General features: G+C 65.3%; 18 protein-coding genes. 8 read left to right on the top strand and 10 right to left on the bottom strand.

Features of this window, described 5'->3' with window-relative positions; all coding sequences use genetic code 11:
* Nucleotides 1-153: 153 nt before the first annotated feature.
* Nucleotides 154-1113 (top strand): endonuclease/exonuclease/phosphatase family protein, encoded by a 960-nt coding sequence (locus AB0M74_RS08520; RefSeq protein ID WP_364903387.1) that lies wholly within the window; start codon nucleotides 154-156, stop codon nucleotides 1111-1113.
* Between the two features lie 255 nt (nucleotides 1114-1368).
* On the opposite strand, the gene AB0M74_RS08515 is transcribed toward AB0M74_RS08520, so the two are convergent.
* Nucleotides 1369-1503 carry a hypothetical protein gene (locus AB0M74_RS08515; RefSeq protein ID WP_364903385.1) on the bottom strand — a complete coding sequence of 45 codons (135 nt, stop codon included), beginning with the start codon at nucleotides 1501-1503 and terminating at the stop codon, nucleotides 1369-1371.
* A gap of 97 nt (nucleotides 1504-1600) precedes the next feature.
* On the opposite strand from AB0M74_RS08515, the gene AB0M74_RS08510 reads away from it, so the two are divergent.
* Nucleotides 1601-1939: a hypothetical protein gene (locus tag AB0M74_RS08510; protein WP_364903382.1), complete on the top strand. Its 339-nt coding sequence runs from the start codon at nucleotides 1601-1603 to the stop codon at nucleotides 1937-1939.
* 64 nt (nucleotides 1940-2003) lie between these two features.
* Here the strand turns inward: AB0M74_RS08510 and AB0M74_RS08505 are convergent, their stop codons facing one another.
* The 4 genes from AB0M74_RS08505 to AB0M74_RS08490 all read right to left on the bottom strand — a co-directional run bounded on the left by AB0M74_RS08505 (nucleotide 2004) and on the right by AB0M74_RS08490 (nucleotide 4115).
* Nucleotides 2004-2354 carry a hypothetical protein gene (locus AB0M74_RS08505; RefSeq protein ID WP_364903379.1) on the bottom strand — a complete coding sequence of 117 codons (351 nt, stop codon included), beginning with the start codon at nucleotides 2352-2354 and terminating at the stop codon, nucleotides 2004-2006.
* A gap of 124 nt (nucleotides 2355-2478) precedes the next feature.
* The gene (locus AB0M74_RS08500; protein WP_364903376.1) at nucleotides 2479-2682 is read right to left on the bottom strand and encodes a hypothetical protein; all 204 of its coding nucleotides are present in this window, start codon (nucleotides 2680-2682) and stop codon (nucleotides 2479-2481) included.
* A 269-nt stretch (nucleotides 2683-2951) separates the two neighbouring features.
* Nucleotides 2952-3389, bottom strand: coding sequence for a hypothetical protein (locus AB0M74_RS08495; protein WP_364903374.1), 438 nt, complete (start codon nucleotides 3387-3389; stop codon nucleotides 2952-2954).
* A 447-nt stretch (nucleotides 3390-3836) separates the two neighbouring features.
* Nucleotides 3837-4115, bottom strand: a complete 279-nt coding sequence (locus AB0M74_RS08490; protein ID WP_364903669.1) for a hypothetical protein — start codon at nucleotides 4113-4115, stop codon at nucleotides 3837-3839.
* Between the two features lie 425 nt (nucleotides 4116-4540).
* Between AB0M74_RS08490 and AB0M74_RS08485 the strand changes: the two genes are divergently transcribed.
* The 4 genes from AB0M74_RS08485 (at nucleotide 4541) to AB0M74_RS08470 (ending at nucleotide 7468) form a co-directional block, all read left to right on the top strand.
* Nucleotides 4541-5392: an SAM-dependent methyltransferase gene (locus AB0M74_RS08485; protein ID WP_364903371.1), complete on the top strand. Its 852-nt coding sequence runs from the start codon at nucleotides 4541-4543 to the stop codon at nucleotides 5390-5392.
* A 198-nt stretch (nucleotides 5393-5590) separates the two neighbouring features.
* Nucleotides 5591-6025 (top strand): MarR family transcriptional regulator, encoded by a 435-nt coding sequence (locus tag AB0M74_RS08480; RefSeq protein ID WP_364903368.1) that lies wholly within the window; start codon nucleotides 5591-5593, stop codon nucleotides 6023-6025.
* Nucleotides 6026-6056: 31 nt separating this feature from the next.
* On the top strand, nucleotides 6057-6479 hold the full coding sequence (locus AB0M74_RS08475; RefSeq protein WP_364903365.1) for an organic hydroperoxide resistance protein: 423 nt from the start codon (nucleotides 6057-6059) through the stop codon (nucleotides 6477-6479).
* Between the two features lie 2 nt (nucleotides 6480-6481).
* Nucleotides 6482-7468 (top strand): zinc-binding dehydrogenase, encoded by a 987-nt coding sequence (locus tag AB0M74_RS08470; RefSeq protein ID WP_364903362.1) that lies wholly within the window; start codon nucleotides 6482-6484, stop codon nucleotides 7466-7468.
* A gap of 3 nt (nucleotides 7469-7471) precedes the next feature.
* On the opposite strand, the gene AB0M74_RS08465 is transcribed toward AB0M74_RS08470, so the two are convergent.
* Together AB0M74_RS08465 and AB0M74_RS08460 are read right to left on the bottom strand one after the other, a co-directional pair.
* Entirely contained in the window at nucleotides 7472-8488 is a 1017-nt protein-coding gene (locus tag AB0M74_RS08465) for an NADP-dependent oxidoreductase (RefSeq protein ID WP_364903359.1), read from the bottom strand.
* Between the two features lie 230 nt (nucleotides 8489-8718).
* A complete protein-coding gene (locus AB0M74_RS08460; protein ID WP_364903356.1) occupies nucleotides 8719-9477 on the bottom strand; it encodes a DeoR/GlpR family DNA-binding transcription regulator in 759 nt (252 codons plus the stop codon).
* Nucleotides 9478-9578: 101 nt separating this feature from the next.
* On the opposite strand from AB0M74_RS08460, the gene AB0M74_RS08455 reads away from it, so the two are divergent.
* Entirely contained in the window at nucleotides 9579-10757 is a 1179-nt protein-coding gene (locus AB0M74_RS08455) for an MFS transporter (protein WP_364903353.1), read from the top strand.
* Here AB0M74_RS08455 and AB0M74_RS08450 read toward each other — a convergent pair.
* On the bottom strand, nucleotides 10718-11773 hold the full coding sequence (locus AB0M74_RS08450; RefSeq protein ID WP_364903350.1) for a phosphotransferase family protein: 1056 nt from the start codon (nucleotides 11771-11773) through the stop codon (nucleotides 10718-10720). The two genes, AB0M74_RS08455 and AB0M74_RS08450, sit on opposite strands and share 40 nt — an antisense overlap.
* The gene (locus AB0M74_RS08445; protein WP_364903347.1) at nucleotides 11770-13002 is read right to left on the bottom strand and encodes an acyl-CoA dehydrogenase family protein; all 1233 of its coding nucleotides are present in this window, start codon (nucleotides 13000-13002) and stop codon (nucleotides 11770-11772) included. The genes AB0M74_RS08450 and AB0M74_RS08445 overlap by 4 nt, the downstream gene beginning before the upstream one ends.
* A gap of 103 nt (nucleotides 13003-13105) precedes the next feature.
* Between AB0M74_RS08445 and AB0M74_RS08440 the strand changes: the two genes are divergently transcribed.
* Nucleotides 13106-15157 (top strand): M3 family metallopeptidase, encoded by a 2052-nt coding sequence (locus tag AB0M74_RS08440; RefSeq protein ID WP_364903344.1) that lies wholly within the window; start codon nucleotides 13106-13108, stop codon nucleotides 15155-15157.
* Between the two features lie 97 nt (nucleotides 15158-15254).
* Here AB0M74_RS08440 and AB0M74_RS08435 read toward each other — a convergent pair whose 3' ends face one another.
* Entirely contained in the window at nucleotides 15255-16400 is a 1146-nt protein-coding gene (locus AB0M74_RS08435) for an acyl-CoA dehydrogenase family protein (RefSeq protein ID WP_364903341.1), read from the bottom strand.
* Between the last annotated feature and the right edge of the window lie 127 nt (nucleotides 16401-16527).

Below are 16527 nucleotides of genomic sequence, written 5' to 3'. Positions count from 1 at the left end.
CTTCCACATCGAGCAGACCCGCCACATCGCACCGCACCTGTGTGGACGCAGCCTGTATCAGGAAATACTGGGGAGGCAGACCGTCCTCGTCTCCTGTCGCCAGTTGACCATCGACATGTGTTGTGGGACTCGTGTGTTTGTCTGTTGGGTGTGATGTCGAAGTTGGTTCGGGTCGGTGTCGGTGTGCTCGGGTGGACCGCGACACTGGCGGGAGGCGCCGGGGTCGCGTTGCACTTCAGTCGGTCGTGGTCTCGGGTGTTGGTCTTGGCGGCTTCGGGCGCGCCGTATCTGATGGGCGCCGCGCTCATTGGGGTTGTGGCGTTTGTAGCCATGCGCCACTGGGTCAGTGCGGGTGTGGCGGTCGTTGTCGTGACCGCGGCAGTCTGGACTGGAGCTCCGCTGTACGTCCATCGCTCGGGCGGCGGCGAAGGACCCGCCGTGATGGTGATGCAGGCCAACCTTCTGTTCGACGGAGCGGATCCCGGGGCACTGGTCGACCAGGTACGCGCGCGGAACATCGGCGTGCTCACCGTCAACGAACTCACCCCGGCGGCGGTCGAGGGTCTCGGCCGTGCAGGGCTCGACCAGATTTTGCCGTACCGGTATCTCTCTCCGGGAAGGACCGCGGCCGGGACGGGAATCTGGAGCGGCTACCCGCTGTCGGAGACCGTTGAGTATGACGGGTTCGTGCTGAACCAGCTCTCGGCAACCGCAGACATTCCGGGCGCCGGGCCTGTTACGGTGTACGCCTTCCATCCGGTGCCCCCGGTGTTCGGCACCCAGGTGTGGGCAGCCGAGTTGTCCCGTCTGCGCGCGATTCTCGAGCAGTCGCCATCGGATCGGCCGGCGATCGTCGGTGGCGACTTCAACGCGACCTACGATCATTGGCAGTACCGCGCAATGTTGTCAGGACGTTTCGGCGATACCGCCGAACAGGCGGGTGCTGGACATCTGGTCACCTATCCGACCGACAAATGGTGGCCGCCTGTGGTCGGCATCGACCATATCCTCGTCGCGGAGGGCTGCGCGGTCGCGGTGGAGACGGTGGACCTACCAGGCGCCGACCACCGCGCCCTGGTAGCCCAGATCCGCCTGGACCGTGAAAGTCAGTAGGGGCCAGGTGTCGCACTCACGAACAATCGTTCACCGATAAGCAGGTAGCCGAAGCCTGCGAAGGCCGGAGCCGTTCACCGGAACGATTCGCGTCACCCCCTCGACCGCCATCACCGACTTCGCGAGAGCGCCTACGTCACCGACGAATCCGAGCATGAAGTCCTGCCCAGTCCAGGTGCCAGCGCGTTCTGCCAGGTTCAACTCGTCGTACAGGTCGTGAATCGCGGATGTGGGACTCCAAACGAGATCTGGCCACTACTGGCCTCCGGAGTCCGTATCGGCCAGGATCACCGAGGGCACCTTCGCAGGGAAGGGATGGCGGCCCGGCGCATCGACCTCGACCGACTCGACGATCGCGGTCTCACCGTCGACCTCGAGTACCTGGACCACCGAAACTCCACCAGGGTGCCGGCAGCACACGATCTCCCACGTTCACCATTGAGCACCTCTCCCGAGCAACCGATCGGTATGTGGAATTATCGCACGTATGTTCGAGTATTGGAGTGATGAGTTCTCCGAACCGCTCCGGCGAGTTGTCGATCCTCCCAAGCAGGTACTCGTCGACCTGAGCCTCGCGCTCGCACCGCAAGGCGCGTTCCGCAAGGACGAGGTATCGCTGCGCATCAAGCAGGCCGGCCTCGACCTCACCGCCGTCGTACCCGGCTGGCTCTACGCATGGGCGCAGTGCACCGACGGCGCCTGGATCGGGTTGATCGGGTTCGCCATTCCCGCAGGCCAGAAAGGAAAAGGGCGAGTCGAGACGAAGCAGTGGTGCGCGAGCCGAGCGATATCCGAGCGAGACAGCCCGAACCGGCGGCGTCGGTAGTCCGAGCGTCTCGCGGCCGTACCTACTCTGGTATTCGGAGAACTTCTTGCACGACTCTGCCCGATCAGCGCCCGGTCTCGCCGGATCCGGGCCATGCCGGCCCCGCCGCGGTGAGCGCGTCCAGAATCCGGCGGACCGCCGCCGGATCCGCATCCACGATGGCAGCCACATCCTCGGCCGGCCACGGCCCGGACCCGTGCCGGGCGACAATGTCGCGGATCGTACGCGTGACCTCCAGATCATGCGCCTGCTCGGCCATCGGGCGCAGCTCGGCCAGCAGCCGATCGAGCCACTCCGCCTCCGCGCCACTTCTGCCGGGTCGGGCTCGTTCGGCGCGCGACACGAGATCGTCGAGCACCACGGCGATATGTCGAATCAGCTCGCCGCGCACCGCATCGCCCTCGGCCGTACCCACCCTTCGAGTGTGCGCCTCAGCGCTTGTCCGTGGCGATGCCGAATCTGCACCGCCTCGACGGACTGGCACATCGCTGCGCCGCCCGCGACCCGTCTCTTCAGAGAAGAAATTCTCTATCGGGGCATCAGCAGATCTGGCCGCGGGTGGCCACCGTGGCTCGCAGCAGGTCGCGCACGAGGTCGTAGTCGATCCACGCCGGGTTCCAGAAGCGCAGACAGCCTTTGCCCGTGTCGTGGACGGCCAGCCGCTGCGCGAAGGCGTCACGAACATCGACGCGCGCCGAATAGATGGAAGATGCACTACTTCTGGTTCGCGAAGGCGACCTCACCGATGCCGCCACCTGGTTGACCGCCGAATTACGTTCGCGCAGTGAGCGATTCGACGACTGTGGCGTGAAGGCGCACCGGGAACCGGCGCAGTGCCACCAAGACCGTCGATCATCCCGAGCCGGACCGGTGGTGCTCGATCGCAATGCACTGTTCGTACCCGACATCGACCGGGCAGTCGTCTACTCGGCGGCACCTGGCAGCCCGGCGACTTCGGCGCTGGGACTGCTGCGTAGCACGGGAACTCAGCACTTCATCGAGCGGCGTGAGGCTACGCCGAGAACTCGTCGGCGAGGGTGTTCCAGAACATGAGCTCGTAATTCTGGAAGAGCCTGGCGTATAGATGCGCCTCACCCGGCTTCAGCCGCCCGGTGTCGAGTCCGGCTTGGATGGCGGCGAGGGCCCGCTGCTCGACCTCGGAGACCTCGGCGGCGAAGAAGTCGAAGAACGCGCACGCGGGGTCGTCGAAGTCGTAGTGGGTGCGCATCGCCTCGGCCACGGTCTTGCAGTAGCGGCTCCATGCGGCGAAATTCGAGTAAATACCCGCTGCCGCGGCGGCGGGTTCGGCGTGCATCGCCAACCAGGCGACATAGGCCGGATATGCCTGGCAGCCCGCCCTCGGCAGCTCCATGCCCTGGTCGGGTCCCACCGCCGCCACCAGCGCGTCCAGCATGCCGTTCGCCTGGCGGGAGCCCTCCGAAGAAGACACTGGCGTGCGGTTCGTCCGACCGCGCCGCCATCGCGTGGAAACTGCGCCAGTCGCTGCTGGTGATGCGCTGCTCCTCCGCCGCTATCGCCGCGAAGACCGCCAGTGGCGCCTTACCTGCCGTGATCAGCGGGATCAAGCGGTTGTCGTCGTCGTGCGGGCCCAACTCCGCCTGGATACCGTCGAGCAGTGCACGGGCGGAAACAGTCATCGGAACCTCCCTGTCAGACGGCTATTTCTGTCTATTCAACCGCCCCGCGACAACGATCGCGGTCATTCGGTTCCGTCGACGCCGGGGAGACTTCGAGTCGGGCGGCGGGCCGCCAGTCAGCTAGACGGTGTTCGTGGAGCCGACCGGCACACTATCGCCGTTTCCTGCCTATCGCACCGTGGAACAGATCGACCACGCACCGATAATGCCGCGGCGCGTGGTCGACAGCGTCCGGCTCGTCAGCCGATCACCGAATTCATGATCGTGCCCGCACTCGTCGCGACGGCACCGCCCGCCATCGCGCTGGCGATCATCTTCGGCGACTGCAGGCCGCCACCGTTCCACTTCTCCCAGGCGAAGCGGCCGCCACCGTAGGTGATCGCGGTGATACCGGACAGCTGGATGAGCCAGGTGAAGTAGCGACCCATTTGCAACAGCTTGTCCGCCATAGGTGGCGCCTCCGGTGTCGGATTGCCGACCTCTGCGAGAACGGTGTCGTGCAGCGCAGCGAGAATCATGCTCACTTTTCAGGCTCCTTATCGCATGCCGGGGTGATGCTGCAGAAGGAAGAGTCAGAGGTACTCCGAAACGCGATGCGCCGCCGAGAAATGCCTCGAATCACCGGCGCGGCGGCGCTATCTGTGGCCGTCGACGCGGCAGTCGGATGCCCTGTCGCGTCCCACTTTCCGCTCGTTTGCTGAAAGAAAACTCTGTGACCTGATCAATTCAACCTCATCAAGATCACCTAGCTGGGGCGACACACCGATTGTACTGTGACTCACCGCATAACGTGCCGCGTTGACCACCCTGGTGACCACACCAGGCACTTGGTGGCCATCCAGCGCAATCGCGCATGCCAAGCGTTCGCCAGGCATATCCTGAGCGGGGAAAATTCGCGGTGAGGAGTCGCTGCACGACGGCGACTCCGTGGAGGGAAAACACTATGCCGGACCGCCAGGATCAGGCCATTGCCGGATTGCCGACCAAGATCGATACGAACGTCGCACACGAGGCCCGCGTCTACGATTACTGGCTCGGCGGCAAGGACAACTACCCGGCCGACCGAGCCCTCGGGGACGCGATCGCCTCCCACATCCCCGCCATCCGCAGCATGGCCCGCGCCAATCGGGCCTTTCTCGGCCGAGCGGTGCGCTACCTCGTCGGCGAGGCAGGCATCGACCAGTTCCTCGATATCGGGACCGGCATCCCGACCGCGGGCAATACCCACGAAGTCGCACAGCGCCTCGATCCCGCCACACGCGTGGTCTATGTCGACAACGACCCGATCGTCCTCGCACACGCCAGGGCGCTGATGTCGAGCACCCAGGAGGGCAAGACTTCGTTCATCCACGCCGACCTGCACGACCCGACATCAATCCTCGCCGATCCCGCCCGCACCGCGACCCTCGACTTCGACCGCCCGGTCGCGATCATGCTGGTCGCGATCATGATGTATTTCCACGACACCGACGACCCGCACGCAGTGATCGGCGCCCTGCTCGACGCCGTCCCTTCCGGCAGTTACCTCGTCATCACCCACCCCACTGCCGATTTCGATGCCCGGGCCATGGCCCGAGTGGTGCACTCCGCGCAACAGGCGGGCATCACCTTCCACCCGCGCAGCGGCGCCGAAACCGAGGGACTGTTCGCCGGAACCGAACTCATCGAACCAGGGGTGGTTCCCGTCGTCACCTGGCGACCGGAATTGACCGGCCGGCTGCCCACCGGGTCGGCGCGGAAACCCGTCGACCCCGAATCCGCCTGGTACTGGGCCGGTATCGGCCGCAAGCCCTGACATCATGTTCCGATGTGCCTGCCGAACCAATCCGCGGCGGCGCGGTGGAACCGCCGAGCGCGGGCAGCGCCTGCACCGCGGCCCCGAGATCGAGCACGGCCTGTGGGTCGCCGAGCGATCGCCCGCTCAGGTGGGTTGTGATGCGAAGCACTCCCAAATAGGTTGTACACAATATAATTGCCCACTACCGTTGTCGCCATGACCGAGCACCTCACCCTCGACGAGCAGATCTGCTTTCCGCTGTACGCGGCGTCACGGGCGATGACCGCGGTTTACCGCCCACAGCTCGAACGCCTGGGCCTGACCTACCCGCAGTACCTGGTGATGCTGGCATTGTGGGAACGCGACGACCGCAGCGTCGGCGATCTCTGCGATGCACTCGCCCTCGACTCCGGAACCCTGTCACCGCTGCTCAAACGACTGGAGGCGGCAGGGATGGTGGCACGGCGACGGTCTGCCGTCGACGAACGTCGCGTCGATATCCAACTGACCGAGCGTGGCCGCGCGTTGCGGGCCGAGGCCGTCGAGATCCCCGCCTGTATGGCCGAGGCCGCGGGCCTGTCCATGGACGAGCTCGCGACACTGCGCGAAATTTTGCGGCGCATGACCGATTCGCTGCTTTCCCATCTCTGAGCTTTCCCATTCCGATCGAAGGAGAACAGGCATGAAGACCCTCTACACCGCAGAGGCACTGGCTACCGGCGACGGGCGCAACGGGCACGCCCGCAGCACCGACGGCAAGATCGATGTGAACCTGTCGATCCCCAAGGAAATGGGCGGCAACGGCGAGGGCACCAATCCCGAACAGCTGTTCGCTGCGGGCTATGCGGCCTGCTTCCACTCGGCACTGCGCCTTGTCGCCAAGCAGACCGAGGCGAACGTCGAGGACTCCGCGGTCGGCGCGAAGGTGAGTATCGGCCCGAACGAGACGGGTGGCTTCGAGCTCGCGGTCACCCTCGAGATTTCGCTGCCGCACCTGAGCATCGACGAGGCGCAGGCACTGGCCGACAAGGCCCACCAGGTGTGCCCGTACTCCAACGCAACCCGGGGCAATATCGCCGTTGCCGTCGTCGTCGCGGAGGACTGATCATGCGCGCTGTAGTCATCGAGCAGTTCGGCGAACCGAAGGATGTACTGACCGCCGCACAACGACCGACACCGGAACCCGGCGCGGGCGAAGTGCGGCTCGAGCTGATCCTCGCGCCGATTCACAATCACGATCTGGCCATCGTCCGCGGGGTGTACGGCTACAAGCCGACGCTGCCCGCAATCCCTGGTACCGAAGCCGTTGGACGGATCGATGCGCTCGGACCAGGCGTGACCGGCCTCGAAATCGGTCAGCGCGTCAGCGTTTCCGGCATTCACGCGGCATGGGCCGAGTACTTCGTCGCCAGGGCCGCACAGGTGGTCCCACTGCCCGATGGCGTCTCGGACGAAACCGCCGCACAGCTGCTGGCGATGCCACTCAGCGCGTTGATGCTGCTGGAAGATCTGCAGGTGTCGCCCGGCGATTGGATTGCTGTCAACGCCGCCAACGGCGCGGTCGGCCGCCTGATGAATGTGCTTGCGCGGCAACGTGGCGTCCACGTGCTCAATCTGGTGCGCGGGTCCGCGTCGGTGCAGGCGTTGCAGGAGTTGGGTTTCGATCCGGCGGTCGACACCGAGACCGATGACTGGGCCGAGCGCGCCGCCGAATCCACTTCGGGCGCACCGATTGTCCGTGCGGTGGACCAGGTCGGCGGGCGCGCGGCCGACGCACTGTTATCGCTGCTCGCACCGAATGGTGAGCTGATCTCCTTCGGTGCGCTGTCCGGACAGCCGCTGATCATCAACCCTGGCGCGATGATCTTCAAACAGGCCGTGGTCAAAGGCTTTTGGGGTTCCAAGCGGGCCGAGAACACCAGCACGGACGATATGCGCCGACTGATCGGCGAGTTGGTCGGGATGGCGGCAGGCGGCGCACTGCGCCTGAACGTCGAGGCGGTGTATCCACTGGAGGCCGCGGCAGATGCGGCAGCGGCCAGCGAAACCCCTGGACGGCACGCGAAGATCGCATTGTCGCCCGCGTCGGTGTAGTCACTACCCGACTCGCACTACAACCTTGCCGAAGTTGCGGCCCTCGAGCATGCCGATGAACGCTGCAGGAGCATGCTCGAGGCCGTCGACCATGTCCTCGCGATAGCGGACCCGATCGTCGGCGATCCACCCGGACATGTCGCGCAGAAAATCTTTGAACATCTCCTTCACGAACTCGCTCTGGATGAAGCCGCGAACGGTGAGGCTCTTGGTCAGAATTCGGCCGTAGAAGCCGGGCAGCCGATCCGGTCCTTCCGGCACGCCGGATGCGTTGTAGTTGGCGATGAGACCGCAGACCGGCACGCGCGCATAGGTATTCAGCAGGGGATAGACCGCATCGGCTACGGCACCGCCGACATTTTCGAAGTAGACATCGACGCCGTCCGGCACGGCTGCCTGCAGTTGCTCCACGAAGTCCGGCGCCCGGTGGTCGATGGCGGCATCGAAGCCGAGCTCGTCGCGCACATACGTGCACTTCTGCGGCCCACCGGCGATCCCCACCGCACGCGCGCCCTTGATCCGGGCGATCTGCCCGACCGCCGATCCGACCGGCCCGCTCGCGGCGGCGACCACCACAGTCTCCCCCGGCGCCGGCTGACCGATCTTCAACAACCCCGAATACGCCGTGAATCCCGGCATCCCCAACACACCGAGCGCCGTCGAGGCAGGCGCTGCGTCCGGATCCAGCTTGCGTACGCTGCCCGCAGGCGCGACATCATGGGACTGCCAGCCCGAATAGGCAAGCACCACATCACCTTTCGAGAGCGCGGGATCGCGCGACTCAATGACCTCGGCGACCGTGCCGCCAATCATCACCCCGCCGATCTCGACCGGCGGCGCGTAGGATTTCGCCGCACTCATCCGTCCCCGCATATACGGATCAAGCGACAAGTACAGTGTCCGCAACAGCACCTCGCCCGCGCGCGGAGCGGGCAGTTCCATCGTCTCGGTACGGAAGTTCGCCGGGGTCGGTGCACCCACCGGACGGGACGCCAGCACGATTCTCGTCGATTCGACCATGCCGTTCACCCTAGTGGGACACCACCTCGACAAGGCCTGTTCGACGCCCACACCAGCATGTATGGCGGCGAGGCAGCCGTCTGATCGGCACCACAGAGCAGAATCAACCCACGGCTCGGCAGGCCGAGCGAAGTCCGTCGCAACCCATGCAGGAGTCGCTCCATCCAGGCGCGCCCGGTTTCAGATCGGGCGGGTGGATATGGCAGCAAGTGGTACCGCCGGTGCGACGCTCACACCTTTCGGACAGTGACACCCTCGGCGGTCAGCGCTGCGATCTCGGCGGCGTCTGCCGACTCATCGGTGATCACCGCATGCAGGGCCGAGACGGGGGCGACGAAAGCGAGGGCGGTCACGGAAAGTTTGGTGGATTCGGCGACGACAACGACACGGCGCGACGAAGCGATGGCGGCGCGCTTGACCGCCGCGTCGTCGAGGTCGTAGGCGGTCAGGCCGTCGGCAGCGGTCAGGCCGCAGCAGCCGAGAACGGCGGTGTCGAAACGCAATGACGCCAACGAGGCCAGAGCCAGCGGACCGGTCATCGCCAGCTCTCCCTGCCGGGGCTTGCCGCCCGGCACCAACAGGGTCAACAGCGGCGCCGCAGTCAGTGCGTTCACCGCGTGGAGGGACAGCGGCAGCACCGTCAGCCGCCGGTCTTCGAGCACCCGGGCCACCTCGAGACATGTCGTGCCGCTGTCGATCACGACGGATTCACCATCGGCGATCAGCTCGGCGACTTCGGCGGCAATACGCTGCTTTATCGCCAGGCCCTCGCGTGCCCGCAACGCGAAGGGCGGCTCCTCGCCGCGCAGCATGAGACTTCGGGCCCCGCCGCGATAACGCTCCAAGACACCTTGACCTGCCAAAGTCTCCAGGTCACGCCGGATGGTCATTTCGGAGGCGCCGGTGAGTTCGGCCAACTCCACCACCCCGAGCCGGCCGGCGTCGCGCACGGCTTCGGCGATCCGTTGCAGTCGATCGGTGCTGGACACACTCACGATTGAACAGAATTCCTGTTTGAAAGTCAATCTTACGAACATCGAAGCTGTGCGATATGTTCGAAATTGTGCAGAGATCGCTACCGGCCGCGCGGATGGCCACCTTCGTATACTTCGCATTGAACGGGTTCATCATCGGCATGTGGGTCGTCCACATCCCCGCCATCGAGCACCGAGTCGGCATCACGCATGCCGCCCTCGGCTGGCTCCTGCTGCTGCTCGGCGCCGGTGCCTGCGCCGGCATGCAGGTCGCGGGTCCACTCGCCGATCGCTTCGGCGCACGCGTCGTTGTCCCGGTCAGCGCGGCGCTGTGCAGTGCAACCGTGGTCCTGCCGGCGTCGGCCACGAATGCCTGGATCTTGGGAGCGGCGCTGCTGGCGCTCGGGTTCGGCAACGGCTGTCTCGATGTCGCCATGAACGCCCACGCCGTCCAGGTCGAGCACGGCTATGAGCGTCCGGTCATGTCCGCATTCCACGCCACCTACTCACTCGGTGGCGTAGTTGCCGCGCTGATCGGCGCGCGCGCACTCAGCTGGGACCTCCACCCGGCGGCAACCCTCGCGACGGCGGCACTGGTCGGCGGCATCGTCGCCGGGCTGGCCGCTCCCGCACTATTGCGCCCCGAAATCCGTGACATCCCCGAAGCTTTCGTACCGGACATGCCGCACGGCACGCCTCGGCGCATCTGGCTGCTCGCCGTACTCGCCCTCATGCTTATGCTGTGTGAAGGCGTCGCCAACGACTGGAGCGCGCTGCATCTGCGAGACGCTCTTGCCGCACCCGCCGCCACCGCCGCCCTCGCCTACGGCGCGTTCGCGACCGCCATGACCGTCGGCAGGCTGCTCGCCGACCGAGTCGCCGCGCGCTTCGGACCGACGGCCATCCTCCGTGCCGGCGCAGCCGTGGCGGCGGTCGGTCTCGCCGCGGTGGCACTGTCCCCGTGGATTGCGCTGACTCTGGCCGGCTGGACGGTGTTCGGCGCCGGGCTGTCCGGCTGTATCCCCCAACTCTTCAGCGCCGCAGGCCATGCCGACCGAAAGGCGGCCGGCGTCAACGTCGCCCGGGTAGCAGGCCTCGGCTATCTCGGCATACTGGCCGGGCCCGCCATCATCGGTCCACTCACCCACTTCGTGCCGCTCGGACTCGCCTTCTTCCTACCCGTCGCGTTCTGCCTCATTGCCGCCGCCTCGGCCGCAATACTGCGGGCCGAGCCCGCGGTGGGGGCGCCTGCGACTCATGCGCCCATGGCCTCTTTGCAGCGTGACTCCAAGTAGCCGACGAACTTCCAGTAGTCCTCGAACACCGGGTTGTGGGTACCGCCGTCGTGGAAGCGTCGGTATAGCTGCTGGACGATGCCCGCAAGCCGGAAGATGCCGTACACCTCGTAGAAGGTCCAATTGTCTACCGGCAGACCGGTTGCGCGCGAATAGTAGTCGATGATCTCGGCTCGGGTCAGCATGCCGGGCACATGGGTCGGCTGGCGTCGGAGCTGCTGGATGACGTCGTCGTCATCGGCTTGCACCCAGTAGGTCAGCGTGGCGCCCAGCTCCATCAGCGGGTCGCCGAGGGTGGCCATTTCCCAATCAAGGATGCCGAGCACATCCAGATCGTCGTCGAAAACGATGTTGTCGAACCGATAGTCGTTGTGGATCAGACAGGTTCCTACGTCGTCGGGCTGATTGGCCGACAACCAAGCCATGACCTCTTCGCAGTCGGGCACGTTCTCGGTGCGCGCCTTGCGGTAGCGGTCCGACCAGCCCTCGATCTGCCTGCGCACATACCCGGAGCCCTTGCCGAGGTCGGTCAACCCGACGGCCTCGACATCCACCTGGTGCAGCTCGATCAGTTTGTCGATCATGTCGATACACAGGCCACGCAACGCGGCAGGTCCGAGTTCGAGTTCGGCGGGGATGTCACGGCGGAGAATGAGGCCCTCGAGCTTTTCCATCACATAGAAGTCCGAGCCGATGACCGACTCGTCGGCACAGAACGCCACCATGGTCGGTACATACGGGAAAACCGGCTTCAGACCGCTTTGCACGCGAAACTCGCGGCGCATATCGTGCGCCGACGCCGCGCGATGCCCACCCGGCGGCCTGCGCAGGATCAGCTCCCGGTCCGGATAGGAAAGTTGGTAGGTCAAATTCGATGCGCCACCGGGGAATTGGCGCACGGTCGGAGTTCCGACCAAGCCGTCCGCTTGCCGCGAGAGCCAGTCGTGCACAGCCGCGATGTCGAAGGCGTCCTCGTCGCGAACCGCGCCCGCGGTGTCGATGAGCTCCTCTTTCATCGGTCGAGGGTCTTGTACTTCGCGAGCTCGATCCGCGAGACGACGCCGAGGTGCACCTCGTCCGGCCCATCCGCCAGCCGCAGCGATCGCGCGCCCGCGAGTGCTCCAGCCAGTGGGAAGTCGTTGGTCAGCCCGCCGGCGCCGTGCAATTGGATCGCCATATCGATCACCTCGTAGGCCATGCTGGGCACTGACGCCTTGATCTGCGAAAGCTCCGAAAGCGCACCGAAAGCGCCCTCGGTGTCCAGCAGCCAGGCAGTGTGTAGGACCTGCAGTCGCGCCTGATTGATCGCGATCCGCGCGCGGGCGATCCTTTCCCGATTTCCGCCGAGGTTGACCAGGGGCTTGCCGAACGCGGTGCGCTCCATCGCGCGCCGGATGCCGATCTCCAGTGCGCGTTCGGCGAGCCCGATGGTGCGCATGCAGTGATGGATGCGCCCGGGGCCGAGGCGCCCCTGCGCGATCTCGAAACCCTTTCCGAGACCGGCGATCACGTTCGCACGCGGTACGCGCACATTATCGAAGCTGACCTCGCCGTGCCCGTAGGGCTCGTCGTGGTAACCGAACACCTCGAGCATCCGCTCGATTTTCATGCCCGGCGTGCCGACCGGCACGATCACCATGGAGTGCCTGGCATGGCGGTGCGCCTCGGGATCGGTCAGGCCCATGAAGATCACGAACTTGCAGTGCGGATGACCGATGCCGGTAGAGAACCATTTATGGCCGTTGATGATGATGTCGCCGCCGTCCGGCACCGCAGTGGCCGCCATATTGGTGGCGTCGGAGGAGGCCACCTCCGGTTCGGTCATACAGAACGCGGACCGGACCTCCCCCGCCAGTAGCGGATCCAGCCACTCGCGCTGCTGGGCCTCGCTACCGTAGTGCACCAGCACCTCGGCGTTGCCGGTGTCGGGCGCATTGCAGTTGAAGACCTCCGAGGCGATGACATGGCGTCCCATCAACTCGGCCAGCGGCGCGTACTCCACATTGCTGAGCGCCGCGCCCTGTCCGGTTGCCTCGGAGTACGCCTTGGGCAGGAAAAAGTTCCACAGACCCTGTTCACGTGCCTTGGTCTTCAGCTCCTCGATCACGGGAAGGACCACCCATGGGTTGTCCAGCTCCCGCAACGTCCGCAGATACTGCTCCTCGACCGGCTCGATCTCCTTGGCGATGAAGTCGGCCACCTTGCGGTGATAATCGGCCGCGCGCGGCGATGCTGCGAAGTCCATGATCCGACACTATGCACTTACTGACCGCTGTTCAATAGCCCCTCGGACTGCGTCTCGGCGGAACCCCTGCCGAGGCCTTGCGAGTCCGGCATAGGGTTTCCCCATGACGACCAACCCGTTGTTCGAGCCCAGCACGCTTCCTTACCAGCTGCCTCCGTTCGCCGAGATCAGCGAGGAGCACTACTTGCCTGCGTTCGAGTGTGGCATGGTCGAGCAACTGGCCGAGATCGCCGCGATCACCTCCGGCGACGATGCGCCAACATTCACCGATACCATTGTGGCACTGGAGCATTCGGGAGAGTTGCTCACCCGCGTTGCCAATGTCTTCTTCAACATGACCGCCTCGGATTCCAGCGCGGGCACCGACGCCATCGAAGCCGAGATCTCCCCGAAGCTGGCTGCGCACCGCGACGCCGTCTATCTCGACCCCGCGCTGTTCGCCCGGGTCGAATCGCTCTACCAACGCCGCAACGAGCTGAGCCTGGAGGCCGAGGAACAGCGACTGCTGGAGCAGTACCACATCCGGTTCGTTCGGGCAGGCGCTCGACTCGACGCTGCGGGACAGGCGCGGTTGCGTGAACTCAACGCCGAGATCGCATCCGCAGCAACCGAATTCGGCCAGAACAACCTGGCCGCGACCAACGCTGCGGCGCTGATCATCGAGACGGTGGACGAACTGGCCGGGCTCAGCCCTGCGGCGGTGGCCGCCGCCGCGGAGAACGCCGGCTCGCTCGGGCACGCGGGAGCGTGGGCGTTGCGTCTCCAGAACTTTTCCAACCAACCCGTGCTCGCCGAGCTGGCCGACCGGGATGTACGACGCAGGGTGATGGTGGCTTCGCTGGGGCGCGGTGTGGGCGAGGACGATCGAAACGGCCACGTCGCCGTCCGCATCGCCACCCTGCGCGCCGAGCGGGCGGCGCTGCTGGGCTACTCCGACCACGCGGCGTACGCGGTGGAGGATCAGACCGCGAAGACCGCGGAAGCGGTCGAAGAGATGCTCGGACGGCTGATCGAGCCCGCGGTGGCCAACGCGGGGCGAGAGGCGGCGGAACTGGCTACCGCGATGCGGGCGACTGCCGCGGCGGCCGATACCGAACTGCGCTCCTGGGACTGGCAGTATTGGTCGGAAAAGGTTCGGGCCGAACGATTCTCCGTCGACGCCGAAGCTCTGCGCCCCTACTTCGAACTCGATCGGGTGTTGCGCGACGGAGTGTTCTTCGCCGCCGAGCAGGTATACGGAATCACCCTGCGCGAGCGCGACGATCTGGCCGGCTACCACCCGGAGGTCAGAGTCTTCGAAGTATTCGACGCCGACGGCACCGCCCTCGGCCTGTTCCTCGGCGACTTCTTCACCCGTCCGTCCAAACGGGGCGGGGCGTGGATGAACGAACTGGTCAGCCAATCGCGACTGCTCGGCACCAAGCCGGTGGTGGTCAACAACCTCAACATCGCCACACCGCCTGCCGGCGAGCCCGCCCTGCTCACCTGGGACAACGTCCGGACGCTCTTTCACGAATTCGGTCACGCACTGCACGGACTGTTCTCGAATGTGTACTACCCGTTCTTCTCCGGCACCGAGGTGCCGCGCGACTTCGTGGAGTTTCCCTCACAGGTGAACGAGATGTGGATGGCCCACCCGCAAGTACTGGCCAACTACGCCGAACACATCGAGACCGGCGCCCCGATGCCCGTCGACCTGGTCGAACGCATGGCCGCCGCCGAGCGCTTCGGCGAAGGCTTCCGCACCGTCGAGTACCTCGGCGCCGCACTGCTGGACTGGGCATGGCACCGCGCCCCCAACCCCGAGGCACTGGCCGATATCGACGCCGAGACCTTCGAAGCGGAGGCGCTGCGCAAAGCGGGCCTGGCGATAGACGCGATTCCGCCGCGCTACCGGACGGGATACTTCGCCCACATCTTCTCCGGCGGCTACGCGGCGGGCTACTACTCCTACATCTGGAGCGAGGTGCTGGACGCGGACACCGTGGACTGGTTCAACGACGGCTCCGCATCCCTCCGCGCGAAAGGCGAGACGTTCCGGCGCGAGTTGCTCTCCCGGGGTGGGTCGGTGGACCCGATGGAAGCGTTCGAATCGTTCCGCGGCCGTGCGCCCGACATCGAGCCGCTGCTGGTGCGGCGGGGACTGGTCGCATGAAGGCTCGACCGTTGGGCTCACCCGCATCGGCGCACAGGGCGCGCCCGAGGCAAGTTCGCGCGGTGGTCGGCACACGACCCACCGCCGCGCGGCCATCTCACAGCGTTCGGGCGATGATTTCCTTCATGATCTCGTTGGTGCCCGCATAGATCATCTGCACTCGGCTGTCGACCCACATGCGGGAGATGGGATATTCCTGCATATAGCCGTATCCGCCGTGTAGCTGGAGGCATTCGCTGGCTACCGACATAGCGCGGTCGGTGGTCCACCACTTCGCCATGGCCACGGTGGGGATGTCGAGTTCTCCGACAATGTGTTTGGCGATGCAGTCGTCGGTGAAGACGCGGGCAACCTTGGCTTCGGTGGCGATCTCGGCGAGTGTGAACTTGGTGTTCTGGAATCCGAAGATATTGCGGCCGAAAGCTTCTCGTTCTTTGGTGTAGCGCAGTGTGTGCTCCAGCGCGGTTTCCATTCCGGCGACCGCGCCGACGGCGATGATGAGACGTTCCTGCGGGAGCTGCTGCATCAACTGGACGAAGCCCTGACCTTCCGCGGTACCTAGGAGGTTCGTCACGGGGATGCGGACTTCTTCGAAGAAGAGTTCGGAGGTGTCCTGGCCTTTTTGACCGATCTTGTTCAGGACGCGACCGCGGCGGAAGCCGTCCCGGTCGGCTTCGACCAGCACCAGGCTGATTCCGTTGGCACCCTGGCTGACATCGGTCTTGACGACGACGATGATCAGGTCGGCCTGGGCGCCATTGGTGATGAAGGTCTTGGAACCACTGACGACATATTCGTCGCCGTCCCTGACAGCCTTGGCCTTCACATTCTGCAGGTCCGAGCCGGTACCCGGTTCGGTCATGGCGATGGCGCCGACCACTTCGCCGCTGGCCATCTTCGGCAGCCACCGCAGCTTCTGCTCCTCGGTGCCGTAGGCGAGCAGATAGTGCGCGACTATGCCGTTGTGCAGGCTCTGGCCCCACGCGGTGTCGACGACCCTGGCCTGCTCCTCGATCAGCACGGCCTCGTGCGCGAAGGTGCCACCACCGCCGCCGTACTCCTCGGGGATGGACAAGCAGAGTAGACCGAGTTCGCCCGCCTTGTTCCACAGGTCGCGATCAACGTGGTGCTGCTCGATGTACTTGTCGACGTTCGGTGCGACTTCCTTCTCGAAGAAGGCGCGGGCGAGGTCTCGCAGCGCGTCGAGATCATCGTTCATCCAACTCGACCGATAGGCGGGCATCGAGTCTCCTTTGGCTCGGCGAACCGCTGGCATGTATTTGTAACCAGCGTTAACTGCTACATGGTGTCAAGCTATTTACTGGGACGGCAAGTCTCGGTAAATTATCCGTAGAGAGATGTACGCCACA

This window comes from Nocardia sp. NPDC051463 (genome assembly GCF_040681975.1).
Classification (GTDB): domain Bacteria; phylum Actinomycetota; class Actinomycetes; order Mycobacteriales; family Mycobacteriaceae; genus Nocardia.
Note: the sequence above shows the minus strand (reverse complement) of the source record. Positions and strands in the feature narration are given on the sequence as shown.